A 26014-nucleotide genomic window follows, 5' to 3' on the forward strand; every position below is an offset into this window, starting at 1 on the left:
AAAGTAGGTGCCAAGTGGGGACAACCTCTTCAGAGTTGGCACCAAGTTGGTTGAGTTGGCGGAAGTAATCCTTCCATCCCCGGAAGATCGAAGGGGGAAACACCGATGCCCGTTCTCGCACTCCTCTCCGCCGTCTTCGTCGTCGGCGTCGAGCAGCTTCTGCAGTGGAAGTACGGCGCCACCGGCCTCATCGGCCTGCTCCTCCTCACCATAGGCATCAAGGCCAGGAACCCGGCCGTCAGCTCCATCGGTGCCGCCGTCCTCGCCGTCCTCTTCTCGGGCCCGGCCCTGTGAGTCGTACGCGCGAGGGACCGTCGAAAGGCGCAGGCCGAACGCTGTGGGAGGCCGTCAGGTCGTGAGCGTCAGCTCAGAACTGATGGTCTCCCACAGTGCGTTGAACCACACGTGTGACTGCTCCACGAACGTGGTGTCCCGCAGGCCGGCCCCCTGCTCGAAGGCGAACAGCGTCGACTGGATGCCCGGGGCGTCGTACATCTCCAGCTGCCGCTGCCCGATCTCGACCTCGCTGCGGGTCAGCGTGTAGTAGGCGAACAGCGCCTCCGTGCCGTTGAGCAGGTACAGCTTCACCGGCGGGGTGAACGGCAGCGCGCGGAAGGTGACCTGGACGTCGATGCCGTGCGTGGAGCGCAGGGCGAGCAGGTTGTGCCGGAGGACCTGGCCCTGGGCGTTGCGCTGGTCGAGCCAGCGGCGGCGCAGCTGGACGTCGAAGTCGCCGGACGCCTCGTCCACCGGGGTCGGGAAGGCGAGCGGGATGTCCCGGCTGGGCAGCAGGATCCGCATGTCGACCTTGGCCGGTTTCATACGCCCCGCGTGGATCCGGCGGAGCGGCTCGCCGATGGCGAGGGTGAGCGAGACCGAGGTCAGGCACAACGCGTCGATCTCGACGTGCGGGGCGGCGAAGGCGGCCGCGATCCGCGGGCCGAGGGTCACCATGGTGGGCTGCGGAACGGCTTCCGGGCCGGTGACGGGCCTGCCGGGCTCGGGGGCGACGGTCGCCGGGGCGCCCTTGGAGGCGTTGGTGAGCAGGTGCTCGGACTGCAGGATGCGCAGGGCCTGCCGGACGGCTCCGCGCTCGACGCCGAACTCGTCGGCCAGCTTGGCCTGGGTGGGTATGCGCTGGCCGGGCCGCAGTTCGCCCGAGGTGATCCGGGCACGCAGCGCCGCGGCCACCTCCCGGTGTGAAGTCTGTGGCCGCTGTGACCTCTTCCGCCCAGTGGCGGAGGCGTGTTTCGGCTCCACGACCGAACATTACAACTTCCCGCCATCTTTGGGCAGTTCACCAGATGGTGGTTATAGGACGCGTCGAGACGGTCATAACTACAGTGAAGTTGGTCGCCAACTTCAGCGACATGGTCAAGCTTCAAGGAGTTGGCCATGAGTCGCCGCAGGTTCACCAACTGGACTCCCTTCCGGAGGGGAGCCGGGAGCCCGGTCGGTCCGCACAGCCACAACTTCACATCGACAACCGAACAGCGATCGCACAGCCACAACCGCATAGACGCACGCACAGCCACAACCGAACAGCTCGCTACGGATGAGCGGACCCGTCACCCCCTCGTCGCAAGGAGGTTCAGAAGACGTCCGGGCACCACGGTCGCCTGGACGTACGCAGCAGGGCGTCGGCCGTCAGGGTGGCGCCCGCTCGCTCTTCCCGCACCCGCCCCAGCGCGACGAGCCGTACGACGGACTCGTCGCCGAGCCACAGCCGGCTCAGGTCGGCCACGTCGAGGGTCAGGTCCGCGGTGGCCGTGGTCGGCGCGCAGGACGCGCCGTCCGCGGCCGCCTCCAGCCGGAACCGCCCGCCCGACAGCCCGGAGCCGTCCACGACCTCCAGCACCAGCGCGCCCTGCCCGGCGTACGTACGCACCTCCAGCGCCCGTACGACGTCCAGGACCCGCACCCACAGCCAGTCCGCCAGCGTCGTGATGCGCGCGGCCCGCGGATCGGGCAGATACAGGGGCAGCAGATCGTCGGGGGCCCGCCGGCCGCTCTTCACCGCGGTGATCCAGTCGATGGAGCACAGGTAGTGCCACAAGGCGCGCTCGGCCCGCGGGGTCGCCGCGATCAGCCAGTTCACGGTCGCCGTGTTGAGGGGCTGCTTGGAGTCGCCCCAGCGGTCGTCCGCTGTGTACGACACCAGCCCGTCGACCACGCCGTCCGCCGAGCGGTACACGGCGAAGAACGGCTCGGTCCACGAGGACCCCTCCAGGACCAGCCCGCCGGTGTTCACCTGCCACCACCGCTCGTCCCGGTCGACGGCCCCCGGCTGCGCCCGGCGCACCCGATCGAACAGCTCGGGGCCCGCCTTGCGGACCTCGCCCGGGTCGACCAGCTCGATACGGCCGCCGTCCTCAGGCCCCGACCACCGGGGGTCGACCCCGGCGCGCAGCACGTCGACGGTCCACTCGGCCGTCCACGCGGCGGGCCCGAACCCGAAGCGGCCGTAGATCGGGTACTCGGCGGCGATCAGCGTCGCGACGACGTCGCCGCGCTCGCGGGCGGCCGTCAGGTCCCGGGCCATCATCCGGCTGAGCAGACCGCGGCGGCGGTGGGTGGGGCTGACGGTGACGTTGGTGACCGCGTCGGCGGGGACGGCTGCGCCGCCGACGGCGGTGATCTCCTGCGCGAAGGACCGGAAGGTGGCCACACAGCGGCCCCCGTCGAAGGCGCCGAGCGTGCGGGCCGGGTCGATGTACGACTCCCGGTCCGCGACCTCCGCATCGCTGACCCCCGGCGAGCGCAGGAACCCGGTCCTCATGGCCCGGCTCCACTCCGGGACGTCGCCCTCGGTCAGGGGGCGGATGTCGATGTCGCTGGGGGATGCGGAACGGCTCATGGGGCCACGGTAGGTCGGGGCGCGGGAGGTGTCCCGGGAATTTCCCCGCACCCACCCGCCCCCGGCCGTCCCGCCGTCAGCTCAGCAGGTCGTCGACCTGGGCCTCCCCGTCCCGGTAGCGGCGGGTGATCTCCGCACCGCACTCGTCGGCGGTGCGCTGCAGACGCTGGCGCCGGCGCGAGACCTGCTGCTCGTAGCGGACCAGGCGGCCCATCGCGGCGCTCAGTTCGGCGTCGGTGCGGGCCCGCAGATCGGACAGCTCGACCTCGGCCAGCATCTCGGACGCCAGCCGCCGCGACTCCTCGCTCTGCGGGGTGCCGAGCGTGACATGGCGGGCCGACGAGCGGTGCCGCGCCGGGGCGTCGGTGAGGATCTCCGGGAGACGGTCCACGACGGCGGCGGCGCCCGCCGGGGACCGGCGTGCCAGCTCCGCCCGCAGGATGTCGATACGGCCCTGCAACAGGCGCCGCACATAGCTCAGATCGGCCTCGTCGCTCTGCGCGTCCCGGCGCAGCGTGCGCAGTTCGGGCAGGCTGAGAAGGGTCAGGTCCTGTTCGGGCGGCTCCGGGGGCAGCGGTGCGTGCGGGCCCGGGCCCGGATCGTCGGCGGTGCGCTGCGTGGGCGGCCGCAGACCGTCCGGCCGGCCCGTGTGGGCCAGCACGACAGCCCCGGGCGGCTGCCCGGTACTCGGTGTGCTCATGTGCCTCAACCGTCCCCTCGACCGGCGTGTGGGAGCATCGTGCCATCCCTACCGGCCCCTGAGTGACCGAGAGCCCCCGAACAGCCCCAGATGGGGGGTTACCTGTTCAAAAAGAAGCACCCGAAGGGGGCTTCGGGACAGCGGCCGTCGCCCACCGGGCGGTGCCCGACCGTCTCCGGACGCACGGCATGATGGCCGTATGCGAGCTGTGGTGCAGAGAGTGGACGGCGCGAGCGTCGTCGTGGACGGCGAGACGGTCGGCGAGATCACCGGCGAGGGGCTGTGCGTCCTCGTCGGCGTCACGCACGAGGACACCAAGGAGAAGGCGGCGCAGCTCGCCCGCAAGCTCTGGTCGATCCGGATGCTGGACGACGAGAAGTCGTGCAGCGACATCGACGCCCCGCTGCTCGTCATCAGCCAGTTCACCCTCTACGGCGACGCCCGCAAGGGCCGCCGCCCCACCTGGAACGCGGCGGCCCCCGGCGAGGTCGCCGAACCGCTCGTCGACGAGGTCGTCGCACAACTGCGCGCGCTGGGCGCGACGGTGGCGACGGGCCGCTTCGGCGCGAAGATGCGGGTGTCCCTGACGAACGACGGCCCGTTCACCGTGCTGATCGAGATCTGACCGCGGATCCCGGGCGTCAGGGCTCGACGACCACTTCCTGGGCGGCCGCGGTGTCGCCGGCGATCAGGCGGGCGTCCACGGGGACGTTGCGCTTGACCAGGGCGAGGGCGACCGGGCCCAGTTCGTGGTGGCGGACCGAGGTCGTGATGACACCGATCTTGCGGCCGTCGGGCTCCTCGTCCGCGAGGCGGATCTCGGTGCCGGCGACGGGCAGGTGGACCTCGCTGCCGTCCAGGTGCAGGAAGACCAGGCGGCGGGGCGGCTTGCCGAGGTTCTGGACCCGGGCGACCGTCTCCTGGCCCCGGTAGCAGCCCTTCTGCAGATGCACGGCCGTGCCGATCCAGCCCAGCTCGTGCGGGATGGTGCGGTGGTCGGTCTCGAAGCCCAGACGGGGGCGGTGCCGCTCGACGCGGAGCGCCTCGTACGCGAGGAGCCCGGCGGGCGGGCCGGCCTGCCCGGCGTAGGACTCCAGGTCCGCGCGGGGCAGGAACAGATCGCGGCCGTACGCCGTCTCGCGGACGACGACGCCCTCGGGGACCTCGGCGATCGACCCGGCGGGCAGGTGCACCACGGCGAACTCGTCGGTGCGGTCGGCGACTTCCACCTTGTAGAAGAACTTCATCGACTCCAGGTACGCGATCAGCGCTTCCTGGGTGCCGGGCTCGACGTGCGCCCAGACCGTCGTGCCGTCGTCGACGAGGTACAGGGCGTGCTCGATGTGGCCGTGCGCGGAGAGGATCAGCGCCTCGGTGGCCTCGCCCGCCGGCAGGTCGGTGACGTGCTGGGTGAGCAGCAGGTGCAGCCAGGTCAGCCGGTCCTCGCCGGAGACGGTGACGACACCGCGGTGGGAGAGGTCGACGAAGCCGGTGCCGTCGGCGAGGGCGCGCTGCTCGCGGAACAGATCGCCGTAGTGCGCGGCGACGCCTTCGTCCACGCCCTCGGCGGGCACGGCGCCGGGCAGGGTCAGCAGGGGGCTCTTCATGGGTCCAGCCTACGACCCGGTAGTTGAAGTCTTCCCGGTCGTCCCCCGGGCCGCGCAGTCCCGGCACCGGCCGAAGATCGCGAAGTGCTTCATGTCGGTCTCGAAGCCGAAGTCGCGGCGCAGCTTGGCGGTGAACTCGGCGGCCACCGACACATCGGCCTCGATGACGTTGTCGCAGTCCCGGCAGACCAGGTGGATGTGGTGGTGGCGGTCGGCCAGGTGGTAGGTGGGGGCGCCGTGGCCCAGGTGGGCGTGGCTGACCAGGCCCAGCTCCTCCAGCAGCTCCAGGGTGCGGTAGACCGTGGAAATGTTGACCCCCGACGCCGTCTTCCTCACTTCCACGAGGATGGCGTCGGGGGTCGCGTGCTCCAGGGTGTCCACGGCTTCGAGGACAAGCTGGCGCTGCGGCGTCAGCCGGTAGCCGCGCTGCCTCAGGTCGCTCTTCCAGTCAGTGCTCACCACACTGGAAGTCTAGGGGGTGCCGCGGAACACCCCCCGGGTCTACTTGAAGAAGGCGATGCCGTCGTCCGGCATGTCGTCGGGGAGGGCCTTGGCCCAGCGCTCGACGTCCTCCGGGGTGACGACCTTCTTCAGGTGCGCCGACATGTAGGGGCGCAGCTCGACCTCGGGGGTCTGCTTCTCGCCGACCCACATGAGGTCGCTCTTGACGTAGCCGTACAGGCGCTTGCCGCCGGAGTAGGGCCCGGAGGCGGCCGTACGGGCCACGGCGTCGGTCACCAGGTCGATCTGGGGCTTCTTGTCGGCCATCTCGCCGTACCAGATCTCGACCACGCCGTCATGGCGGACCATGGTCACCTCGACCTTGCGGTCGGCGTCGATGCGCCAGAAGCCGTACTCGGACTCCAGCGGGCGCACCTTGTTGCCCTCGGTGTCGAGCACCCAGGTGTGGGACTGGTACTCCAGGAAGTCCCGGCCGTCGTGCGTGAACGAGACCTCCTGACCGAAGTTGCACTTCTCGGAACCGGGGAAGTCGTGCACGCCCGCGCCGGCCCAGTTGCCGAGCAGGAAGGCGAGGGGCACGAGGTCCTTGTGGAGGTCGGACGGGATCTCGATCATGAGCAGCTCAGAAGTCTCGTACGTCTGGGACGGGGGGTCAGCGCTGGCCCTGGTACAGCTTCTTCACGGTCAGTCCGGCGAAGGCGAGGACGCCGACGGCGACCAGGACCAACAGGATTTCGAAGAAGATCTCCACGGGGTGCTCCTCGATTGAGCGGAGGTTGAGCGGAACGTACAAGGGCCGGTCCCCAGCTTAGTCGGCCCGGGACCGGCCCTTCGTGTGAGGTGCGCCCTCGCGGGATCAGCCGAGCAGCTGGCCCTGCAGGGTCACCGTCTGGCGGAACGGCACGGAGGCCGCGGTGCCCTTCCGTGACTGCACGATCACGGCGAGGACGTCACCGGCGCCCAGGTACGCCTGCCGGACCTGCTCGGCGCCGTACGGCTTGGACTCGGTGTAGGCCCAGCGCGGGAAGTCGCCGGGCCAGGGCAGCTCGGCGAAGCCGTCGTCGAAGACGGACGTCTCGGTGCCGCGCAGCCGGTAGCCGGGGGCGCCGAAGGGGGCCATCTCGCCGGCCAGGTCGTCCACCACCGCCGAGGTGTCGAAGCGGAGCAGATAGATCCGGGTGCGGGTGCCGTCCTCGGTCTTCCAGCCGCGGGCCGCGATGTGCCGCAGGCCATCGTCCTTCAACGTCTGCCGCAGCGCGGCTCGCTCGTCCTCCGCGTACTCCTTCAGGAAGTCCTCGGTCGGCAGCCAGCCGTCCTCGCCGCGCAGCGCGCGGTCGTCGGTGGCGCCGGCCGGGGCCGGCAGCAGGAGGGCGCGCAGGTCGGCGTAGTGCGCCTCGGCGCCGTTCTCCTCGGCGAACGGCCGGGGGCTGCCCGACGGCAGCGGCGGCCGGGTCAGCGTCGGGTAGTCCCAGCGCCCGTCCGACTCGGTGGCCAGGCCCGGTACGTCGGTGCGCTCCATCCCGGCGATCCCGTACGCCGTCCCGGCCCCGACGGCCGCGAAGACGACCACGGCGGCGGTCCAGCGCAGGACGGCCCGCAGGACCCGGCGGTCCTTCGCGGGGGCGGCGGGCTCGGCCGCGGGCGCCTGCTCCGGGGCGGGCGGTACGGGCGCCTCCGCCGTCGCGAGGCCGCCCGCGGGCGTCGTCTCGGGGCCCGGCTCGACGGCCTGGGCCTGCTGCTCGGTCATACGGCCTTCCCGGGTTCGGCGATGCGGTCGAGCTGGGTGCTCATGAGCTTCGCGACGGCCTTGGCGTCGAGAGGGCGGGCGCCCTGCGCCGAGACGGTGACCAGTACGTCCCCGACGTATCCGAAGCAGGACATCTCGTCGGTGCCCTCGCTGATGTCCTTGGGGGCCAGGAAGCACTTGGCGTCCTTGTGGCCCTTGACCGCGGGACCCTTGCGGAAGATGTCGAGGGCGCCCAGGAGGCTGTTCTGGGTCCGGACGACGTCCCGGACGGCCGTGCGGTTCTCCAGCTGGCTGAGCACGACGTCCACGCTGTAGATGTCCGAGACGAACCCTCCGGCGCGGCCGCTGGCGAACTCGCTGAAGTAGCTGCGCATGGCCACGCCCTTGGGGCGCAGGCGGTCCATGCGCTTCTCCAGCTCGCGGCGCTGGGAGCGCGGCAGGTCGCGCAGCGACTCCTTGCGCAGGGCCTCCGCCTGGGTGCCGGTGAGCTGGGCGTCCGAGCCGAACTCGCCCATGTCGGGACCGCGGACCCAGCTGTCGGTGCCGTACGGGACGAGCATCCCGGCGAGGCCGGTGGCCTTCGGCGCCTTCGCGGGGCGGTCGGCGGCGGCCGACGGGAACTTCCACGTCGGCGCCCCGGCGTCGCGGTCGGCGCCACGCACGGTGACGACGGTGTAACCGGTGCCGGCGACGATCGCGGCAACGGCCACGACGGTTCCGGCGATGGTGGCGACCCGGCGGCGGGACCACCTCTTCCGGGCGGGCGGCTGCTCTTCCACGGCCGTCTCGGCCGGGCTCTCGGCGACGGGGGCGCTGCCCTCGTCCATGGGACGTTCCTCGCTCACAGCCGCTCCATCTGCCGCTTGGCCAGTCCGAGAAGGGTCTTCTTGCCGACCGGCTTGGTGGAGCTCACGAAGATCTCCATCTCGATGTCACCGCGCCACGCGAACGCCTTGGCCTCGTACACCGGCAGGTAGCCGGCCTTGGTCTCCGGCTTCGTGTACGCGTACGCCATGCCGTCGTCCGTGCCGGGGATGGACCAGGAGTGGTTGTCGTCGAAGTCCGCCCAGTAGTGGGCGGCCTCCACCGCCTCGGACGCCGCCATCGACTCCTCCTGGCGGAACTGGACGAGCCGGATCTCCACCGTGGTGTAGCCCTGCCTCCAGGCGACGATGGCCGCGCGCCGGAACTCCCTGCCGACGTTCTCGGCGAAGGCGTCCTTGGGGTCCGAGAAGGTCTCCGCGTAGGAGGCCAGGTCGAACCAGCCGTCGTCCGCCGACAACAGGTCGGCGTCCTTCGCCCCGCGCGGCTTCTTCAGCAGCAGCTTGCGCAGGTCGCCGTCGGTGCGTACGCGGCGGTCCTGCGAGGCGGACAGCGGCTCGGGAGCCTCACCCTTGGATTGCTTCAGCGTCGGCTGGGACAGCGGCGGCAGCTTCGTGGGCTCGCGGTCGGCCTGCACCAGATATCCGGTGCAGGTCCCGGCGACGAGCCCGAGCACGACGGCCCCGGCGATCAGTAGCGCCGTACGCCCACGGCGGCGGGCACGGACCGGCGCTGCGGCGGTCTCCGGCTCGACGGTCCCGGGCTCGGCGGCGGTCTCCGGCTCGACGGCCGCCGGTTCGGTGACGGTCTCCGGCTCGGCGGGCCCGGGCTCGGGGGCGGTGCCGGGTGGGGCCATGCCCTCGGGCTCGCCCGGTCTTTCGGGTTGTTCCACGACGTCTCCCACAGTGCGTGACGTGCGCATTTCACATGCGGCGCACAGGAGACCGATGGCCCATGCCTCAGGTTGTAGCGGTCTTGATTACGATTCGGCCATGGCGAACAAGCTGGTGATCAAGGTGACGGCGGGGGCCGACGCTCCCGAACGCTGCTCCCAGGCGTTCACGGTCGCGGCGGTGGCCGTGGCCAGTGGCGTGGAGGTCTCCCTGTGGCTGACCGGCGAGTCCGCCTGGTTCGCCCTGCCGGGCCGGGCCGCCGAGTTCGAGCTGCCGCACGCGGCCCCGCTCCCCGACCTGCTGGACTCCCTCCTCGCGGGCGGCCGGGTCACCCTGTGCACCCAGTGCGCGGCCCGCCGGGACATCACGGAGAAGGACGTGATCGAGGGCGTGCGCATCGCGGGCGCCCAGGTCTTCGTCCAGGAGGCGATGACGGACGGCACCCAGGCCCTCGTCTACTGACCCCCGGCCCCCGTCACCGACCGGCCTCCGTCCACAGGCAGAACGGGTGGCCCGCCGGGTCGAACAGCACCCGTACGTCGTCCTGTGGCTGGTACGCGGCGAGGGTGGCCCCCGCCTCGACGGCCCGCGAGGTCTCGGCGGCCAGGTCGTCCACCTCGACGTCCAGGTGGAGCATCATCTGCTGGTCGCCCGGGCGGCGCGTCGGCCAGACCGGCCGTACGTAGTCCGGTTCGGTCTCGAAGGCCAGCGCGACGCCCTCGGAGCCGGGCGGCGGGCCGATCAGCACCCAGTGCGGCTCCTCGGCGCGCACCACATAGCCGAGGAGCCGGCGGTAGAACCGCGCGAGTTCATGGGCGTCGGGGGCGTCGAGCACGACGGTGGACACGCGGGCGGGTGGCATGCGGCCCGTTCTACTGCGGCTTCTTCTTGCCGTCCAGTTCGTCCCACCACTCGTCGGACTGCGGGTCGCCGGAGGGCTCGTCCCACCAGCGGTCGTCGGGGCCGCGCCGGTTGGCGACCATCGCCGCCAACGGCGGGATGACCATGGCGACCACGCACATGCCCACCGCGACGGGGACCGACCACAGGCGCACGACGGCCCACGCCAGGACGAAGAGCGTGACGCAGAGCCCCATCAAGGCGAAGTACCGGTGACGCCGCCGTGCGTACATACGTCCAGGGTAGGTCGGCTCGCCGGGCTCGCATGCCGAAGGGCCGCACCCCGGTGTCCCCGGGGTGCGGCCCTTCGTCCGTACTGCCTCAGACCGCGATCGCGACCTCGGCCAGGCCGCCCTGCTGGGCGACGACCGTGCGGTCGGCGGTCCCGCCCGGCACCAGCGCGCGAACGGTCCAGGTGCCCTCGGCCGCGTAGAAGCGGAACTGGCCCGTCGCGGAGGTGGGGACCTCGGCGGTGAACTCGCCGGTCGAGTCCAGCAGACGGACGTAGCCCGTCACCGGCTCGCCGTCACGGGTCACATGACCCTGGATCGTGGTCTCACCGGGCTTGATCGTCGAGGCGTCGGGGCCGCCGGCCTTCGCTCCACACATGTCTTTCTCCAGGTTGGGTCTGACCGGAAGGAAGGCCGGTCGGGGTCGCTGAGGTGGGTTACTTGCCGGCGCCGAGCTCGATCGGCACGCCGACCAGGGAGCCGTACTCGGTCCAGGAGCCGTCGTAGTTCTTGACGTTCTCCACGCCGAGCAGCTCGTGCAGCACGAACCAGGTCAGCGCGGAACGCTCACCGATGCGGCACAGGGCGATGGTGTCCTTGGCCAGGTCCACCTGCTCGTCCTCGTAGAGGGCCTTGAGCTCCTCGTCCGACTTGAAGGTGCCGTCGTCGTTGGCGTTCTTGGACCACGGGATGTTGCGGGAGGTCGGCACGTGGCCGGGGCGCTGCGACTGCTCCTGCGGCAGGTGGGCCGGGGCGAGCAGCTTGCCGGAGAACTCGTCGGGCGAGCGCACGTCGACGATGTTCTTGGTGCCGATGGCGGCCACGACCTCGTCGCGGAAGGCGCGGATGGACGCGTCCTGCGGCTTGGCCTTGTAGTCGGTGGCCGGGCGCTCGGGGACGTCGTCGCCGGCGACCAGCTCGCGGGCGTCCAGCTCCCACTTCTTGCGGCCACCGTCGAGAAGCTTGACGTTCTCGTGGCCGTAGAGCTTGAAGTACCAGTAGGCGTAGGACGCGAACCAGTTGTTGTTGCCGCCGTAGAGGATCACCAGCGTGTCGTTGGCGATGCCCTTCTTCGACAGGAGCTTCTCGAAGCCCTCCTGGTCGACGAAGTCGCGGCGGACCGGGTCCTGCAGGTCCTTGGTCCAGTCGATCCGGATCGCGTTGCGGATGTGGTTCTTCTCGTAGGCGGACGTGTCTTCGTCCACCTCCACGATCGCGATGTTCGCGTCGTCGAGGTGCTGCTCCAGCCAGTCGGCGTCGACCAGGACGTCGCTGCGGCTCATGTTTCTCCTCCGGGGCAGTTGCGGCGGGGCGTTGCGAAGGTGCGGGCGTGCGGTTCGGCACCGGTCAGGCGGCCGGTTCGCGCACGGGTGCCCGAGTCAGGGCTGCGGGGATGCGGGGGTGGGACCGACGGAGCCGGCCTGTCCGCTCAGAAGGGGCGACAGAGCATGGCGGCGACGCGGCACAGGTCTACTGCCCGCCGCTTCGTGAGGTCCGCCTGTCGCTTCATGACCTCGATCGTAGGGACGGACGGGCGGCCATGTCACCGGCGTGTCGCATGCTGAGACAAGATTGTCCGGGATGTGAAACCAGAAGACCGCCAGCCCCGCACCGGAAGGGGTTCCGGGCGTCTGTGCCGACGGTCGTGGTTATGGGGCGGACGGCGGCGTCTCGCCCCTTGGACGCGCGGTGTCCGGCCCGGGAAGGCCGGCCGTCCGCTTCGTCCAGGCTGGTCCTACCCGGCGAGGCGGACGTTCGAACCCCGCACCGTGATCTCCACACCGTCCTTCGCGGCCTGGACGCTGTCGAGCTTGATGCCGCCGGGCAGGCCGTCGATCTTCTGCTCGAAGTCGGTGATGGTCCGCACCCGGTTCTCGGCGACGTCGGCGCCGCCGAACGAGGGGAGCTTGTCCGCGTGCACCCGCACGGTGTCGCCCTCGGCGGTGACCGAGCTGAGGACCGAGACCGGCTGGGGCAGCTCGGTGCCGAGGACGGTCGCCTCGACGGAGACCTTGATCTTGCCGTCGCCGCCGTCGGAGAGGCCGACCACACGGGCGGTGACACCGGGCGCGACCTGCGTCTGCTCGGACTTGGCGGTCTTCAGCAGCTCGGCGTAGGTGATGGAGGCGGTGCCGGTGGCGCTGGCCGCCGTGGCGGAACTGTAGTCGCCGGAGAACTCGACGCCCTTCATGTTCGCCTGGAGGTCGTCGATACGGATCGTGCCGCCCTCGGCGGTGGCCTCGTAGTCCTTGATGCCGACCTCGACGTCGTCCAGCGTGCCGCCGACGACCTGGGTGAGGAACGGGAAGCCCTTGATGGACACGTCCGGGGTGGCGGCGAGGTTCTCGGTGGCCTGGAGCTTCCCGGCGGCCTCGTCCTCGGCGAACCCGACGGCGAGCCGGTCGGCCAGCACGAACAGGCCGCCCAGGATCACCACGACGATGAGCAGTATGCGCAGGGCTCGCATGGCTGGTCTTCCCCCACCTCGACGGTCGTCCACGACGACGGTTCCCGACGGCCGGGTGGCCGTCCACGCCGTGAGACTAACCCCGTGGCGCGGCCGGACCGCCGGATTGTCGATCACCTGTGACAGGCGCGACCGTCCGGCGGCCCGGGCCCCGGCCTCAGACCAGGGCCCGCCCGAGCAGGTACACCGCGGGGGCCGCGGCGGCCAGCGGCAGGGCGACGCCCGCCGTGAAGTGGACGAAGCGCGAGGGGTAGTCGTAGCTCGCGGCCCGGTGCCCGATCAGCGCGCACACGGCGGCACCGGCGCCGAGCAGGGCGCCCGCCGACCCCAGGCCGGTCAGCGCGCCGGCCAGCGCTCCCGCTCCCGCCGCGGCGAGCAGCGAGGCGGCCACGGACGCGGGCGTCGGCAGCGGCAGCGCCCGCACCAGGACGGCCACGGCCACGGAGGCGGCGCCGACGGTGACCGCGTCGCCGTGGGAGGCGAGGTAGCCGGACGCGACGATCGCGAGGGCGGCCGAGGCCACCGTCGCCATCAGGCCGTACATGCGCTCGTCCGGGTCGGCGTGCGAGCGGAGCTGGAGGACCAGCGCCAGCAGCACCCAGACGCCCAGCGTGCCGAGGATGGCCGCCGGGGTGCGGCCGGACGCGAGCAGCGCCACGTCCGCCGTGAGCGCGCCCGCGAAGGCCAGCGCGATGCCCTGCCGGGCGGGCCACATGCCGTTCAGCCGGAACCAGCCGGCGGCCGTCACCGCCTGCAGCGCGACAAGGGGGACGACGAGGGCGTACGGCCCGATCGCCGCGGCCCCCGCGAGCAGCAGCCCGAGCAGCGCGGTCAGCCCGGCCGGCTGCACGCCCGGCTCGATGATCGGCGAGCGGCCCTCGAGGCGGGCCCGCTGCGCGTCCGTGATGCGGGCGTTCCCGGCGACGGTCGCGGGCCCGTACCCGGGTTCGGAACCGTCGCTGGGCGGCGTCTGCGCGGGCGCTTGCGCAGGAGCGGGGGTCTGCGCGTGGGCGGGGGCCTGCGTGCCGCCCCAGCCCGGCTCCTGGTACCCGCCGTAGGCCGCGCCGGCCCCCTGGGACGGCATGTACGCCGTCTCCTCGGCGGGCGGAGCCACCGGGGGCTGCGCCTGTGTCTCCCAGGTCTGCCCCTGCCACTGCTGTGTGTACGGCTGGGCCGCCTGCGGGTCGTCGTACGGCTGCTGCTGCGGCCACCCCTGGGGCGCCGGCTGCTGCCGGTACGGGTCGTACCCGTCGTACCCGTCGTATCCCTGATACGGCTGGTCGGTCATCGTCACCCTCCTGCGAACGGCGGGAGCACCTCGACCGTGCCGCCGTCGGCCAGCCGTACCGTCTCATGCCCGCGGGTGCCCACGGGGTCACCGTCGACGAGGAACGAGCATCGCCGCAGGACGCGCTCCAGCTCACCGGGGTGTCGCGCGCGTACGGCGTCCAGCGCCTCGGCGAGCGTGGCCGCGTCGAACGCGTCCTCCGCCACCCCGGCCGCGGCCTTCGCGGCGGCCCAGTAGCGCACCGTGACCTTTGCCATCCCGTCCCTCGATCGGTCGTCTGTGTACACGGTCAGGCTAGCCGCACCGGGTGACGGCCCAGTCCCCGATCCGGGCCAGCAGGTCCTCGCCCGCCGCGTTCTCGGCGTGCCCCATGCCGGGCTCCAGCCAGAGATCGGCGTGGTCACCGGCCGCGGCGGCCAGCATCCGGGGGTGGTCGAGGGGGAAGTAGCCGTCCCGGTCGCCGTGCACGATCAGCAGCGGTGTCGGCGCGATCCTGGGGACCGCCTCGACCGGCGACATCGGCACCGGGTCCCACTCGCGGTGGTGGATACGGGTGCGGAAGCCGTAGCGGCCCACCAGCCGGCCCTCGGGGCGGGTGACCATCCAGTGGAGCCGGCGCATGAGCGGTGTGCCCCGGTAGTACCAGCGCGCGGGCGCGCTCACCGCCACCACCGCGTCCGTGCGGGCGTCGTCGTCGCGGTGCAGGGCCGCGTGGCGCAGGACCACCGAGCCGCCCATGGAGAAGCCGACGGTCACCACACGCGCGTGCCCGAGCCCGCGCGCCCACCGCACGGCCGCGGCCAGGTCCAGCACCTCCCGGTCGCCGACCGTCGAGCGGCCGCCCGACGCCCCGTGGCCGCGGAAGGAGAAGGTGACGACCGCGCCGTACCGCCGGAACACGCCCGCCACCCGTCGAATGTGAGGCCGGTCCGCGTCGCCCGTGAAGCCGTGCGCGACCACGAACACCGGGGTGTCGCCGGACGGCCGGCCCTCTTCGTATACGGCCTGGCCCGGGTCGTATACGGAATCGACGGCCACACCGTCGTCGGTGCTGAGGAACGTCCGCATACGTCCCGGTCCGGCCGCCCGGGCCGTCTCGGGATTCGGACGAACCGTGGATCGTGCCACATGACCTGCCGGACCGTTGCTCATGTGGGCTATTCTGCTGGGCAGAGGACTCGGGCAGCGTTGCCCCCGGGTCCTTTTGTGCTTTCGGAAGCGTTGTATACGACGCGGGAGACCGCGGGTGTACGGGGCCTTCGGGATCGCAGAGCAGTTCCGTACCGCACACGTCCTCGCAGGGACCGAGGAGGAACCAGACGTATGAGTTCTCTGCTGCTCCTGACCAACGCCCTCCAGCCGTCGACGGAGGTGCTCCCCGCACTCGGCCTGCTGCTGCACAACGTGCGCGTGGCCCCCGCCGAGGGCCCCGCCCTCGTCGACACCCCCGGCGCCGACGTCATCCTCGTCGACGGCCGCCGCGACCTGCCGCAGGTGCGCAGCCTGTGCCAGCTGCTGCGCTCCACCGGCCCCGGCTGTCCGCTGGTCCTCGTCGTCACCGAGGGCGGCCTCGCCGCCGTCACCGCCGACTGGGGCATCGACGACGTCCTGCTCGACACCGCGGGCCCGGCCGAGGTCGAGGCCCGGCTGCGGCTCGCCATGGGACGCCAGCAGATCGTCAACGACGACTCCCCCATGGAGATCCGCAACGGTGACCTGTCCGTGGACGAGGCCACCTACAGCGCGAAACTGAAGGGGCGGGTCCTCGACCTCACCTTCAAGGAGTTCGAGCTGCTGAAGTACCTCGCCCAGCACCCGGGCCGCGTCTTCACCCGCGCCCAGCTCCTCCAGGAGGTCTGGGGCTACGACTACTTCGGCGGCACCCGGACGGTCGACGTGCACGTACGGCGGCTGCGCGCGAAGCTCGGCCCCGAGCACGAGTCGCTGATCGGCACCGTCCGCAACGTCGGTTATCGATTCGTTACCCCGGAGAAGCCGGAGCGCTCCACCGAGGAGCCGAAGGCCTCTTCGGGGCGGGCAAAGCCGGTGGATACGGACACCGCGGCCGCGCTGGACGCCACCGAGCTCCGCGCCGACGCCTGACGGCCCGCCGGGCGGGGCGCACCGGCGCGGCCGGGCCCTGTCCGGCATACGGGAAGCTCCCGCACGCCCTGCCCAGAGCGGGTCCATCCGCGTAGACTCCGCGCGTGGCCAAGGTGACTCGCGATGACGTCGCACGACTGGCGGGGACATCGACCGCCGTCGTCAGCTATGTCATCAACAACGGACCCAGGCCGGTCGCCCCGGCCACCCGCGAGCGCGTGCTCGCCGCGATCAAGGAGCTGGGCTACCGGCCCGACCGGGTCGCCCAGGCGATGGCGTCGCGGCGCACGGACCTCATAGGCCTGATCGTCCCGGACGCCCGCCAGCCCTTCTTCGGGGAGATGGCGCACGCGGTCGAGTGGGCCGCCGCCGAGCGCGGCAAGATGGTCCTCGTCGGCAACTCCGACTACGTCGGCGAGCGCGAGGTCCACTATCTGCGGGCGTTCCTCGGGATGCGGGTCTCCGGGCTCATCCTCGTCTCGCACGCCCTGAACGACCTGGCCGCCGCCGAGATCGAGGCGTGGGACGCCCGGGTCGTCCTGCTGCACGAGCGGCCCGAGGCCATCGACGACGTCGCCGTCGTCACCGACGACCTGGGCGGCGCCCAGCTCGCCGTACGCCATCTGCTGGAGCACGGGTACGCGTACGTCGCCTGTATGGGCGGCACCGCGGAGACCCCCGCGGTCGGCGACCCGGTCTCCGACCACGTCGAGGGCTGGAAGCGGGCGATGTCCGAGGCCGGGCTGCCCACCGAGGGACGGCTCTTCGAGGCTCCGTACAACCGCTACGACGCCTATCGCATAGCGCTCGACATCCTGTCCGGGCCGCGCCGGCCCCCCGCGATCTTCTGCTCCACCGACGACCAGGCCATCGGTGTGCTGCGCGCGGCGCGCGAGCTGCGCCTCGACGTGCCGGGCGAGCTGGCCGTCGCCGGCTTCGACGACATCAAGGAGGCGGCGCTCGCGGACCCGCCGCTGACGACGGTCGCCTCCGACCGCTCGGCCATGGCGCGCGCCGCGGTCGACCTCGTCCTCGACGACGGGCTGCGGGTCGCGGGCTCGCGCCGGGAGCGGCTGAAGGTGTTCCCGTCCCGGCTCGTCCAGCGGCAGTCCTGCGGCTGCGCCTGACCGTCCTTATATCGGGCATACGGCCTTCTGCCGGGCTTCTCAGCCCACCCTCAGGAAGCTCTCATGGTCGGGCGCCACGCTCATTCGTATGACCGAGAGCTACCGCCGCAGCGGCGACGACGACCACCCGTACCCGGGCGCCCAGCAGCACGCCTCCTCCCCCGTGAACCCGGAATGGCCGCCCCCGCCGGCCTACCCGGCCGGTCACCCCGAGGGCGGGACGCCGCCCACCGCTCTCCTCCACGAGCCGGTCGCGCAGCCGCCGGCCGGACGGCGCCGCAGGCGCGGCCGCCCCGTCGCCCTCCTCGCCGCCGTCGCGATCGTCGCGGCGGCGATCGGCGGCGGCACCGCCTACGGCATCCAGGAGCTGACCCACGACGGCACCGCGGCCACCGGCGCGCCCGCCGGCACGACGGTCGTCCCGTCCAGCCAGAAGGGCACGGTCGCCGGGGTCGCCAAGGCGGTCAGCCCGAGCATCGTCGAGATCAAGGCGCAGTCGAACTCCGGCACGTCCACCGGCTCCGGCGTGATCATCACGAGTGACGGCGAGATCGTCACCAACAACCACGTCGTCTCCGGCGCCTCGCAGGTCACCGTGCGCACCGACGACGGCAAGCAGTACACCGCCGAGGTCGTCGGCACCGACAGCGGCAAGGACCTCGCGCTGATCAAGCTCAAGGGGGCGTCCGGGCTGACGGCGGCCACCCTCGGCGACTCCGACGGGGTGCAGGTCGGCGACGAGGTCGTGGCGATCGGCTCGCCCGAGGGCCTGACCGGCACGGTCACCAGCGGCATCGTCTCCGCGCTCGACCGCGACGTCACGGTCTCCACGGACGAGGGGCAGCAGCAGCAGCCCGACGGCGGCTGGCCGTTCGAGTTCGGCGGCCGGGAGTTCAACGGCGACACCGGGTCGTCGACGACGACGTACAAGGCGATCCAGACGGACGCGTCCCTGAACCCGGGCAACTCCGGAGGCGCACTGATCGACATGAACGGAAACATCATCGGCATCAACTCGGCGATGTACTCGGCGGCCGGGTCGGGCTCCTCCGACGCCGGCAGCGTCGGCCTGGGCTTCGCCATCCCGGTGAACACGGTCAAGGCCGACCTGGCGAAGCTGCGGGCGGGATCGCAGAGCTGAACCCTGTCGTTGACCCACATGCGAGGCTGAAGACGTTCAGCCGCTGAAATCCCGTCCGTCCCACCGCATCCGAGGAAACCGAGCCCATGAGCCCCGCCGACGGCGACCGTGAACCGCAGCGCATCCTGATCGTCGACGACGAGCCGGCGGTGCGTGAAGCCCTCCAGCGCAGTCTCGCCTTCGAGGGCTACGCCACCGAGGTCGCGGTCGACGGGGCGGACGCCCTGGAGAAGGCGGCCGCCTACCGGCCCGACCTCATCGTCCTGGACATCCAGATGCCCCGGATGGACGGCCTGACCGCCGCCCGGCGCGTCCGCGGCTCCGGTGACACCACGCCGATCCTGATGCTCACCGCCCGCGACACCGTCGGCGACCGCGTCACCGGGCTGGACGCGGGCGCCGACGACTACCTCGTCAAGCCGTTCGAGCTGGACGAGCTGTTCGCCCGGGTCCGCGCGCTGCTGCGGCGCAGCTCGTACGCGGCGGCCGGGGCGGGCCGCCCTGACGACGGCGACGTGCTGACCTTCGGCGATCTGCGGATGAACCTGGCGACCCGGGAGGTCTTCCGGGGCGGGCGGCCCGTGGAGCTGACCCGCACCGAGTTCACGCTGCTGGAGATGTTCCTGACGCACCCCCGGCAGGTCCTGACGCGCGAGCAGATCCTGAAGGCCGTCTGGGGCTTCGACTTCGAGCCCTCGTCCAACTCCCTCGACGTCTACGTCATGTATCTGCGCCGCAAGACGGAGGCGGGCGGCGAGCCGCGGCTCGTGCACACCGTCCGGGGCGTGGGGTACGTGCTGCGCCAGGGCGGCGCCGAGTGACCAGGGCGCTGCGCCGCTTCCGCGCCCTGCCGATCCGCACGCGGCTGTCGCTGCTGGTGGCGGCGGCGGTGGCGTTCGCGGTGGCGGCGGTGTCGGTGACGTGCTGGTTCCTGGTGCAGGGGAAGCTGTACGAACAGCTGAACGACGACCTGAACGAGATGGCCCGCCGGCCCGGCACGGTCACGGCGCTCCTGCAGGAGTGCACGCAGGACCCCCCGGCCGACACGCAGGTCTTCCCGGGCCGCAGCGACTACGTCCAGGCGATCAAGGAGCGGGGCACCCCGTGCGTCGACCCGAACTCGCCGGGCACGGTCGAGGTCACCGGCTCCGACGCGGACGTCATCCGGCGTGCCGACCAGCGCAAGGTCCACTTCCGCGACGGCACCGACGACGACGGCGAGCAGGTCCGGGTGCTGACCCGGTACCTCGGGGTGGACCCGACCGACGGGCAGGGGGTCGCCCTCCAGCTCGCGGTGCCTCTCAAGAGCACCCGCGCCACCCTCAACGACCTGGCCCTCATCCTCCTCCTCGTCTCCGGGGTCGGCGTGGTCGGCGCCGGGGCGGCCGGGCTCGCGGTCGCGCGGGCCGGGCTGCGTCCGGTGGACAAGCTGACCGAGGCCGTCGAGCACGTGGCCCGCACCGAGGACCTGAGCATCCGCATCCCGGTGGAGGACGACGCCGAGGACGAGATCGCCCGGCTCTCCCGGTCGTTCAACTCCATGACGTCCTCGCTGGCCAGCTCCCACGAGCTGCAGCAGCAGCTCATCGCCGACGCCGGGCACGAGCTGCGCACCCCGCTCACCTCGCTGCGCACCAACATCGAACTGCTCACCCGCAGCGAGGAGACGGGCCGGCCCCTCCCGGAGGCGGACCGCAAGGCCCTGCTCGCCTCGGTGAAGGCGCAGATGACCGAACTGGCCGCCCTGATCGGCGACCTCCAGGAGCTGTCCCGGCCGCAGGGCCAGCGCGGCGAGCGGGTCCAGGTGGTCTCCCTGACGGACACCGTGGAGGCCGCGCTGCGCCGGGTGCGGCTGCGCGGCCCGGAGCTGACGATCAGCGCCGACCTGCGGCCCTGGTACGTCCGCGCGGAGCCGGCGGCACTGGAGCGCGCGGTGGTCAACATCCTCGACAACGCGGTGAAGTTCAGCCCGCCGGACGGCACGGTCGAGGTGGACCTGGCCGACGGTGTCCTGACGGTCCGCGACCACGGCCCGGGCATCGCCGCCGACGAACTGCCGTACGTCTTCGACCGGTTCTGGCGCTCACCGAGCGCACGGGCGCTGCCCGGTTCGGGGCTCGGCCTGTCCATCGTGGCCCGTACGGTCGAGCAGTCGGGCGGCGAGGTCGCGCTGACCCGCGCCGAGGGCGGCGGCACGGTGGCGACCGTACGGCTGCCGGGGGCGCCGACGCCCCCGCCCGAGACGCCGTAGCGGATCAGCGGGCGGCGACCGCGCGGCGCATGGCCTCCGCCGCGAGGCGGACGGCCGCGTCGCGGGTGGCGGTGGCGAGCAGGTCGGTGCGGATGGGACCGCCCTGGGCGAGATGCCGGTCGTAGGGGAGCAGGACGACCGGGACGCCCGGTTCCCGCAGGTGGGCGACGGCCGTCCGCTCGTCGAGGGTGGCGTCCGGGGTGGCGGCGCTGAGGGCCACGACCGTGCTGTGCAGCGCGGAGTGCGGCAGCTGGGCCAGCCAGTCCAGCACCTGCCGGGTGCCGTGGATGCCCTCGGCGGTCATCGGGGCGACCACGACCCGGGCGTGCGCGGTGTCCATCGCCGTACGGGCCACCTCGCCGGGCAGCGTCTCGCTGTCCACGACGGTGACCGCGAAGTAGCGGCGCAGCGCGAGGGTCACGGTCCGGTAGGTCCGTACGTCCAGCGGAGCGCCGACCCGGCCCTGGCTCGCGGGCAGCAGCCAGCCGCCGTCCTGGACGGGCACCAGATAGCCGGTGAGGTCGGTCAGGCCCATCGACGGGGTCAGGATCGACGCGAGGTCGGCGCAGGTCCAGCGCACGGTCTTGGCGCCCATGCGCATCGGGAGCGTGCCGAGGGCGGCGTCGGCCTCCAGGGTGAGGACGGGGTCGTGCCGGTAGTGGTTGAAGGTGCGCCCGAGGAGCGCGGCGACCGTGGACTTGCCGACGCCGCCGCGGATCGAGGTGACGGCGACGACCCGTCCGGTGGTGACGGGCTGCTGCACCTCACGGGCGAGCCGGGTGTGCTCGGTGACGTCCTGTGCGGCCGACGCGGTCAGCCGGCGCAGCGAGGCACCGGCCCGGCGGGCGGCCGAGTCGCCGTGCTGCGGGCGTCCCAGGGCGACGGCGAGGCGGGGGTCGACGGTCGGCACCGACTCGGGCGTGCCCCGGGTGTGGTCGGGCACGAAGGTCTGCCGGGGAACCGGCGGCGGGGACGGCTCCCGGCCCCGGCCGCCGTCCGGTGCGGGCCCGAGCGGGCCGCGCTGCGTGTCCTGAGTCCCCGTCACGCCGTCACCCTGCCCTACGCGAAGCCGCCGGACACCACGACCGCCGCCGGTACCAGGGCGAGCACGGCCCACGGCTCCAGCAGGTCGCCGGCCCGGCGCAGCGTCGCGCGCAGCGCCTCGGACGGATGCACGGTCAGATGCAGCACCGCGAGCAGGGCGAGGACGACGACGCCCGGCTCCCCCCACGTCGCGGCGAGCCGCACCACGACGACGGCGGCGGCCAGCAGCAGCGCCCCGACCTCGACGGTGAGGGGGTACGCGCGGGCCCGCAGGACGAGGACGAGGGCCAGCAGCACGGCGAGCGTCACGGTCCCGGCGGTCGCGGTGCGCAGCAGGAGGACGCCCGACGCGCCCGCCGCCAGGGCGAGGACGACGGTCGCCGGGGCGAGGGCGCGATGGGTGACCGCGAGGGCCGTGCCGGCGCCGTGGCTGCTGACGGAGACGCCGCCGGTGCGGCGGTCGTCGAGGGCGGTGAGGCCGCTGGCGGTCAGGGCGAGCCGAGGCAGGACGCCGAGGGCGAGGCCCACCGCGAGCGCGGGCAGGGCGGCGGCCCGGCTCTGCTGGACGGCCGTGTGTGCGCCGCCCTGGAACAGGACCGCCGCCTCTCCGAGGACGAGGCAGCCGGCGACGGCCGCGGCGCCGGTCAGCGCGGGACGCCCGGCGGGGGTGCACCAGCCGGCGAGCGCCGACGCGGCGGCCACGGCACCGGCGAGGGCCGCCGCCCGCAGCGGTCCGGGCCAGTCGTGCGCGCTGGCCGAGGCCCACACGCCGACGACGGCCAGGGCGGCGGCCAGCGCGAGAAGGGTGACGGCGGTCGTGGAGCGCCGGGCCCGCCCGCACAGGACCCCGGCCGCGGCGGCGGCCAGGGCGGTGAGGAGCAGGACGGACCCGACGGTGGCCGGGTCGAACCGGTGGAGGGCGAGGACGGCGGCGGCCGACGCCCAGAGCACGGCCGCGGTCGCGCCGGCGGCGCGTCGTGCGGAGGGCCGCCATCGCCAGGGCCGGACCCCGGGGTCGTCGGTGGACGCGTCGGCGGCGTCGTGCCCGGCGGGGCCGCGGGAAAGGACCTCCGGCGCCGGCGTGCGCTCGGACCCCGTGGTTGTCACGCGCCCGAACCTACCACCGGCCGATCCGGGTGGATGGAGAGGGCGTGAGGGAAGCGGGAAGGTCCCGCCCGCGCCTGTGACCAGGAGTGATCGCTGTTCCTCAACTCCGGCCGACCGCCAGGTCCGTGCCCTGGAGACGGACCCGGATGCCGTCCTTCTCCACACGGACGTCCCGCAGCCGCAGCCGTCCGTCCGGGGGTTCGGGCAGCCGGAAGCCGAGCGAGAGTCGGTCGGTGAGGACCGGGCGGGTGAGACGGGGCAGCGCGTCCAGGAGGGCCGGGTCGAAGCCGAGCAGGCCGAGCAGTTTCGGGTGCTCCAGCGCCAGGTCGATCAGGTTCAGGCGCATGGCCTGCCGTACGAAGCGGGGGCTGCCGGTCAGTTCGGTCAGTTCGGCCTCGTTGCGCAGGGCCGCGCGGACGGCCGCGTCGGGGACGCCGAGGCGCCGGACGACGGCCGGGACCGACAGCAGCGCCTTCGCCTTGCGGGTCTCGCGGGCCAGCCGGGCCGCCGACGCCCGGCTCAGATGCAGGCCGTCGGAGGCGCGGGCGCCGGGGCGGTAGGTCGCGAGGTCGCCGATCTCCAGACGCATCCCGCCGATGTGGGTGGCGATGCCGCGCTCGCCCTCGCGCCGCACCTGGGCCTCGGCGTGCAGTCTGAGGTCGTGTCCGGCGACGGGCAGGGTGCCGCGCGCCCGCACCCGGTCGCGACCCTCGCCGGTGAACGTCACCTGGGAGGCGCCGAGTTCACGCCGCAGGTCGGCGAAGGAGAGCAGGACGTCGCCCTCCAGGGCGGGGACCGAGGCGCCGCGCACCTTCAGCGGACCGTCGGTGTCCAGGCGTACGTCGTGCGCGGTGGCCGTCACCTGGGCGAGCGAGACACGGTCGGCGGCCACGTCGGGGACGGTCACCCTGACCGAGTCGAGGCGTTCGCCGGCGAGCTGGGTGAGGAAGGGGAAGCCGTCGATCTCGACCTCGGGGGCCGCCGCGAGGTGCAGGCGGTCCTGGAGGGCGTCCGCGGACCGGCGTTCGGCGTAGAGCAGGGCCCAGCGGTCGGCCAGGGTCAGGAAGGCGGCGAGGACGAGGAGGCCGACGACGGCCTTGAGGGCGAGCGGTGCTCCGGCGAGCCGGCCGCGTCGCTTGCGCCGGCCGTTCCTGCGGTGGTCCGGCGGGGCCCAGGGGTCGTCCTGGGCCTCCGCCTCTCCGGGCAGTGGCCCGGCGTCCTCGGTGAGGAAGTGGTCGAGCGGGCCGTCGTCCAGCCTGCCGAGTTCCTCGTAGGGGTTCGGGGGGTGATGCGCCGTTATGTGGTGGGGGGAACGCATCGGTCCATCCGACCATGCGCACTCCCCCCACCCGCAACCGCTACCGGAGGTTTGCGATCCAGTTCACGCCTGTCCACCGGTGCGGGGGTGCCGTCCTACTGGACGACGGTGATCCGGTCGGCCGCCGGGGGCGCGATCGGGCTCGTGGGCGTGGAGTTGGCCGTCAGGTACTTCTGCAGCACCGTCAGGTCGTCCGTGCCGACGAGCGGGTTCGTGCCCTGGCCCAGCGTGGTGAAGCCGTCGCCGCCGCCCGCGAGGAAGTTGTTCATCGCGACGCGGTAGGTGGCCGCCGGGTCGATCGCGGCGCCGTTCAGCTTGATCGAGTCCGTCACCACACGGTCCGCGCCCGACTTGGTCAGGTCGAGGGTGTAGGTGAGGCCCGCGGAGATCTGCAGGATCTTCGGCGAGGCCGCGTTGGTGCCGCTGACCTGCTCCTTGAGCACCTGGACGAGCTGGGCGCCGGTGAGGTCCTGGAGGTTCACCGTGTTGGAGAACGGCTGCACCGTGAAGCCCTCGGCGTAGGTGACCACGCCGTCGCCCTCGGCACCCTGGGCCGCGTAGGTCAGGGGCGCCCGGATGCCGCCAGGGTTCATCAGCGCGAGGTCGGTCTCCGGGTCCAGCTCCTTGCCGTAGGCGAGCTGGGCGTCCGCGATCAGGTCGCCGAGCGGGGACTCGGTGCCGTCCTTGACGATGTCGGCGGAGATGTAGCCGATCGGGCGGTTGCCGATGGGCGCCGCGAGGGTGTTCCACTTCGAGATCAGCGCGGTCATGTCGGGGGCCTTGGCGACGTCCCGGGTGACCACGTGGTTCGCGGACTTCACGGACGTACGGGCGATGTCGCCGGTGCGGCGGTCGTACGTCAGCGTGGTGTCGGTGTAGAGGCGGCCGAAGGACGAGGCCGAGGTGACCGTGCGGGGCTTGCCCGACGGGTCGGGGATCGTGCACGCGTACGCGTTGTGCGTGTGGCCGGTGACCAGCGCGTCCACCGCCGGCGTGATGTTCTTGGCGATGTCCACGATCGGGCCGGAGACGCCGGAGCCGGCGCTCCCGGAGTCACAGTCGTAGTTGTACGAGGTGGAGGCCGGGAAGCCGCCCTCGTGGATGAGGGCCACGATCGACTTCACGCCCTGGCGCTGCAGCTCCTTGGCGTACTTGTTGATCGTCTCGACCTCGTCCTTGAACTTCAGGCCCTTGACGCCCTCGGCGGAGACGACGCCCGGGGTGCCCTCGAGGGTGACCCCGATGAAGCCGATCTTGACGTCCTTCTTCTTCCACACCCAGTAGGGCTTGAGGATCGGCTTGCCGCTCCTCTCGCTCAGCACGTTCGCGGCGAGGTAGGGGAAGTCGGCGCCCTTGAACTTCTTGTCCGAGTAACAGCCGTCGGTGGGGTGGCAGCCGCCGTTCTGCAGGCGGGCCAGTTCCTTGGAGCCCTCGTCGAACTCGTGGTTGCCGACGGAGGTGACGTCGAGCTTGAGCTTGTTCAGCGCCTCGACGGTGGGCTCGTCGTGGAAGAGGCCCGAGATCAGCGGGGAGGCGCCGACCATGTCGCCGCCGGCCGCGGTGACGGAGTACGCGTTGCCCTCGCGGGCCTGGCGCAGATGGGTGGCCAGGTACTCCACGCCGCCCGCGTCGATGGTCTTCGTGGTGCCGTCGGCCTGGAGTTCGGTGACCCGGCCGGAGGAGCCGGACGGCGGCTCCAGGTTGCCGTGCAGGTCGTTGAAGGACAGCAGCTGCACGTCCTGGTAGCGGCTGGTGTGGCCGTGACCGTGGCCGCCCTTGCCGGAAGGGGCCGGCGAGGCGGTCGCGGGGAGGGCCGCGGCGAGCGCGCCGGCGGTGGCGAGCCCGGCGGCCGTCGCGACCAGTGCGTATGTACGGCGTCTGCGGTGCTGCTGGTGGGATGTGGCTGACATCCGCCCCCCTGTGGGTCGTGAGTGGCATGGGCCCGTCGGC

The 26014-nt window shown here is 72.5% G+C and carries 30 protein-coding genes; 8 read left to right on the plus strand and 22 right to left on the minus strand.

Annotated elements, in window-relative coordinates; translation table 11 throughout:
- Nucleotides 1–105 precede the first annotated feature (105 nt).
- Complete coding sequence (locus tag KBY32_RS21260; protein WP_055624770.1) at nucleotides 106–294, plus strand: hypothetical protein; 189 nt, start codon at nucleotides 106–108, stop codon at nucleotides 292–294.
- 54 nt (nucleotides 295–348) lie between these two features.
- Here the strand turns inward: KBY32_RS21260 and KBY32_RS21265 are convergent, their stop codons facing one another.
- The 3 genes from KBY32_RS21265 to KBY32_RS21275 form a co-directional block, all read right to left on the minus strand.
- Nucleotides 349–1260: a winged helix-turn-helix domain-containing protein gene (locus KBY32_RS21265; RefSeq protein WP_210981194.1), complete on the minus strand. Its 912-nt coding sequence runs from the start codon at nucleotides 1258–1260 to the stop codon at nucleotides 349–351.
- A gap of 331 nt (nucleotides 1261–1591) precedes the next feature.
- Nucleotides 1592–2857 carry a GNAT family N-acetyltransferase gene (locus KBY32_RS21270; RefSeq protein ID WP_210981195.1) on the minus strand — a complete coding sequence of 422 codons (1266 nt, stop codon included), beginning with the start codon at nucleotides 2855–2857 and terminating at the stop codon, nucleotides 1592–1594.
- A 76-nt stretch (nucleotides 2858–2933) separates the two neighbouring features.
- Nucleotides 2934–3557, minus strand: coding sequence for a hypothetical protein (locus KBY32_RS21275; protein ID WP_055624773.1), 624 nt, complete (start codon nucleotides 3555–3557; stop codon nucleotides 2934–2936).
- 199 nt (nucleotides 3558–3756) lie between these two features.
- On the opposite strand from KBY32_RS21275, the gene dtd reads away from it, so the two are divergent.
- A complete protein-coding gene (gene dtd / locus KBY32_RS21280; protein WP_055624774.1) occupies nucleotides 3757–4182 on the plus strand; it encodes a D-aminoacyl-tRNA deacylase in 426 nt (141 codons plus the stop codon).
- A 16-nt stretch (nucleotides 4183–4198) separates the two neighbouring features.
- On the opposite strand, the gene KBY32_RS21285 is transcribed toward dtd, so the two are convergent.
- From KBY32_RS21285 to KBY32_RS21310, 6 genes are all read right to left on the minus strand, one after another.
- Nucleotides 4199–5164: a folate-binding protein YgfZ gene (locus KBY32_RS21285; protein WP_055624775.1), complete on the minus strand. Its 966-nt coding sequence runs from the start codon at nucleotides 5162–5164 to the stop codon at nucleotides 4199–4201.
- A 9-nt stretch (nucleotides 5165–5173) separates the two neighbouring features.
- Complete coding sequence (locus tag KBY32_RS21290) at nucleotides 5174–5626, minus strand: Fur family transcriptional regulator (protein WP_055624776.1); 453 nt, start codon at nucleotides 5624–5626, stop codon at nucleotides 5174–5176.
- Nucleotides 5627–5665: 39 nt separating this feature from the next.
- Nucleotides 5666–6241, minus strand: a complete 576-nt coding sequence (locus KBY32_RS21295; protein WP_055624777.1) for an FABP family protein — start codon at nucleotides 6239–6241, stop codon at nucleotides 5666–5668.
- A gap of 241 nt (nucleotides 6242–6482) precedes the next feature.
- Nucleotides 6483–7373, minus strand: coding sequence for a hypothetical protein (locus tag KBY32_RS21300; RefSeq protein ID WP_210981196.1), 891 nt, complete (start codon nucleotides 7371–7373; stop codon nucleotides 6483–6485).
- Complete coding sequence (locus KBY32_RS21305) at nucleotides 7370–8218, minus strand: hypothetical protein (protein ID WP_308293768.1); 849 nt, start codon at nucleotides 8216–8218, stop codon at nucleotides 7370–7372. The genes KBY32_RS21300 and KBY32_RS21305 overlap by 4 nt, the downstream gene beginning before the upstream one ends.
- Nucleotides 8215–9087: a hypothetical protein gene (locus KBY32_RS21310; protein WP_308293769.1), complete on the minus strand. Its 873-nt coding sequence runs from the start codon at nucleotides 9085–9087 to the stop codon at nucleotides 8215–8217. Before KBY32_RS21310 ends, KBY32_RS21305 begins: the two co-directional genes overlap by 4 nt.
- Nucleotides 9088–9187: 100 nt before the next feature.
- Between KBY32_RS21310 and KBY32_RS21315 the strand changes: the two genes are divergently transcribed.
- Nucleotides 9188–9550, plus strand: a complete 363-nt coding sequence (locus tag KBY32_RS21315; RefSeq protein WP_055624780.1) for a DsrE family protein — start codon at nucleotides 9188–9190, stop codon at nucleotides 9548–9550.
- A gap of 13 nt (nucleotides 9551–9563) precedes the next feature.
- On the opposite strand, the gene KBY32_RS21320 is transcribed toward KBY32_RS21315, so the two are convergent.
- The 9 genes from KBY32_RS21320 to KBY32_RS21355 all read right to left on the minus strand — a co-directional run bounded on the left by KBY32_RS21320 (nucleotide 9564) and on the right by KBY32_RS21355 (nucleotide 15125).
- Nucleotides 9564–9950, minus strand: a complete 387-nt coding sequence (locus KBY32_RS21320; protein WP_210981198.1) for a VOC family protein — start codon at nucleotides 9948–9950, stop codon at nucleotides 9564–9566.
- A 10-nt stretch (nucleotides 9951–9960) separates the two neighbouring features.
- The gene (locus KBY32_RS21325; protein WP_055624782.1) at nucleotides 9961–10221 is read right to left on the minus strand and encodes a DUF3099 domain-containing protein; all 261 of its coding nucleotides are present in this window, start codon (nucleotides 10219–10221) and stop codon (nucleotides 9961–9963) included.
- An 88-nt stretch (nucleotides 10222–10309) separates the two neighbouring features.
- Nucleotides 10310–10597 carry a DUF1416 domain-containing protein gene (locus tag KBY32_RS21330; RefSeq protein ID WP_042174833.1) on the minus strand — a complete coding sequence of 96 codons (288 nt, stop codon included), beginning with the start codon at nucleotides 10595–10597 and terminating at the stop codon, nucleotides 10310–10312.
- Nucleotides 10598–10655: 58 nt separating this feature from the next.
- Complete coding sequence (locus KBY32_RS21335; protein WP_055624783.1) at nucleotides 10656–11501, minus strand: sulfurtransferase; 846 nt, start codon at nucleotides 11499–11501, stop codon at nucleotides 10656–10658.
- 146 nt (nucleotides 11502–11647) lie between these two features.
- Nucleotides 11648–11728 (minus strand): Ms5788A family Cys-rich leader peptide, encoded by an 81-nt coding sequence (locus KBY32_RS35990; RefSeq protein WP_350751515.1) that lies wholly within the window; start codon nucleotides 11726–11728, stop codon nucleotides 11648–11650.
- 225 nt (nucleotides 11729–11953) lie between these two features.
- Nucleotides 11954–12685: a DUF2993 domain-containing protein gene (locus KBY32_RS21340; protein WP_055624784.1), complete on the minus strand. Its 732-nt coding sequence runs from the start codon at nucleotides 12683–12685 to the stop codon at nucleotides 11954–11956.
- 157 nt (nucleotides 12686–12842) lie between these two features.
- The gene (locus KBY32_RS21345; RefSeq protein WP_210981199.1) at nucleotides 12843–13973 is read right to left on the minus strand and encodes a hypothetical protein; all 1131 of its coding nucleotides are present in this window, start codon (nucleotides 13971–13973) and stop codon (nucleotides 12843–12845) included.
- A 2-nt stretch (nucleotides 13974–13975) separates the two neighbouring features.
- Nucleotides 13976–14230 (minus strand): MoaD/ThiS family protein, encoded by a 255-nt coding sequence (locus tag KBY32_RS21350; RefSeq protein ID WP_055624786.1) that lies wholly within the window; start codon nucleotides 14228–14230, stop codon nucleotides 13976–13978.
- Between the two features lie 37 nt (nucleotides 14231–14267).
- The gene (locus KBY32_RS21355) at nucleotides 14268–15125 is read right to left on the minus strand and encodes an alpha/beta hydrolase (protein WP_210981200.1); all 858 of its coding nucleotides are present in this window, start codon (nucleotides 15123–15125) and stop codon (nucleotides 14268–14270) included.
- A 171-nt stretch (nucleotides 15126–15296) separates the two neighbouring features.
- Here KBY32_RS21355 and KBY32_RS21360 point away from each other — a divergent pair, with 171 nt between their 5' ends.
- From KBY32_RS21360 to KBY32_RS21380, 5 genes are all read left to right on the plus strand, one after another.
- Nucleotides 15297–16076 carry a response regulator transcription factor gene (locus KBY32_RS21360; protein ID WP_210981201.1) on the plus strand — a complete coding sequence of 260 codons (780 nt, stop codon included), beginning with the start codon at nucleotides 15297–15299 and terminating at the stop codon, nucleotides 16074–16076.
- Nucleotides 16077–16180: 104 nt separating this feature from the next.
- Nucleotides 16181–17203: a LacI family DNA-binding transcriptional regulator gene (locus KBY32_RS21365; RefSeq protein WP_055624789.1), complete on the plus strand. Its 1023-nt coding sequence runs from the start codon at nucleotides 16181–16183 to the stop codon at nucleotides 17201–17203.
- A gap of 88 nt (nucleotides 17204–17291) precedes the next feature.
- Nucleotides 17292–18344 (plus strand): S1C family serine protease, encoded by a 1053-nt coding sequence (locus KBY32_RS21370; RefSeq protein ID WP_210981202.1) that lies wholly within the window; start codon nucleotides 17292–17294, stop codon nucleotides 18342–18344.
- An 86-nt stretch (nucleotides 18345–18430) separates the two neighbouring features.
- The gene (locus KBY32_RS21375; RefSeq protein WP_115508231.1) at nucleotides 18431–19165 is read left to right on the plus strand and encodes a response regulator transcription factor; all 735 of its coding nucleotides are present in this window, start codon (nucleotides 18431–18433) and stop codon (nucleotides 19163–19165) included.
- Entirely contained in the window at nucleotides 19162–20595 is a 1434-nt protein-coding gene (locus tag KBY32_RS21380) for a HAMP domain-containing sensor histidine kinase (protein ID WP_055624792.1), read from the plus strand. Before KBY32_RS21375 ends, KBY32_RS21380 begins: the two co-directional genes overlap by 4 nt.
- A gap of 4 nt (nucleotides 20596–20599) precedes the next feature.
- On the opposite strand, the gene KBY32_RS21385 is transcribed toward KBY32_RS21380, so the two are convergent.
- The 4 genes from KBY32_RS21385 to KBY32_RS21400 form a co-directional block, all read right to left on the minus strand.
- Nucleotides 20600–21640: a type VII secretion protein gene (locus KBY32_RS21385; RefSeq protein ID WP_247689756.1), complete on the minus strand. Its 1041-nt coding sequence runs from the start codon at nucleotides 21638–21640 to the stop codon at nucleotides 20600–20602.
- A gap of 14 nt (nucleotides 21641–21654) precedes the next feature.
- Complete coding sequence (locus KBY32_RS21390; protein ID WP_210981203.1) at nucleotides 21655–22746, minus strand: type VII secretion integral membrane protein EccD; 1092 nt, start codon at nucleotides 22744–22746, stop codon at nucleotides 21655–21657.
- A 100-nt stretch (nucleotides 22747–22846) separates the two neighbouring features.
- Nucleotides 22847–24064, minus strand: coding sequence for a DUF2993 domain-containing protein (locus KBY32_RS21395; RefSeq protein WP_210981204.1), 1218 nt, complete (start codon nucleotides 24062–24064; stop codon nucleotides 22847–22849).
- A 95-nt stretch (nucleotides 24065–24159) separates the two neighbouring features.
- A complete protein-coding gene (locus KBY32_RS21400; protein WP_210981205.1) occupies nucleotides 24160–25974 on the minus strand; it encodes a bifunctional UDP-sugar hydrolase/5'-nucleotidase in 1815 nt (604 codons plus the stop codon).
- Nucleotides 25975–26014 lie beyond the last annotated feature (40 nt).

The organism is Streptomyces sp. RK62 (genome assembly GCF_018070255.1).
GTDB lineage: Bacteria > Actinomycetota > Actinomycetes > Streptomycetales > Streptomycetaceae > Streptomyces > Streptomyces nigra.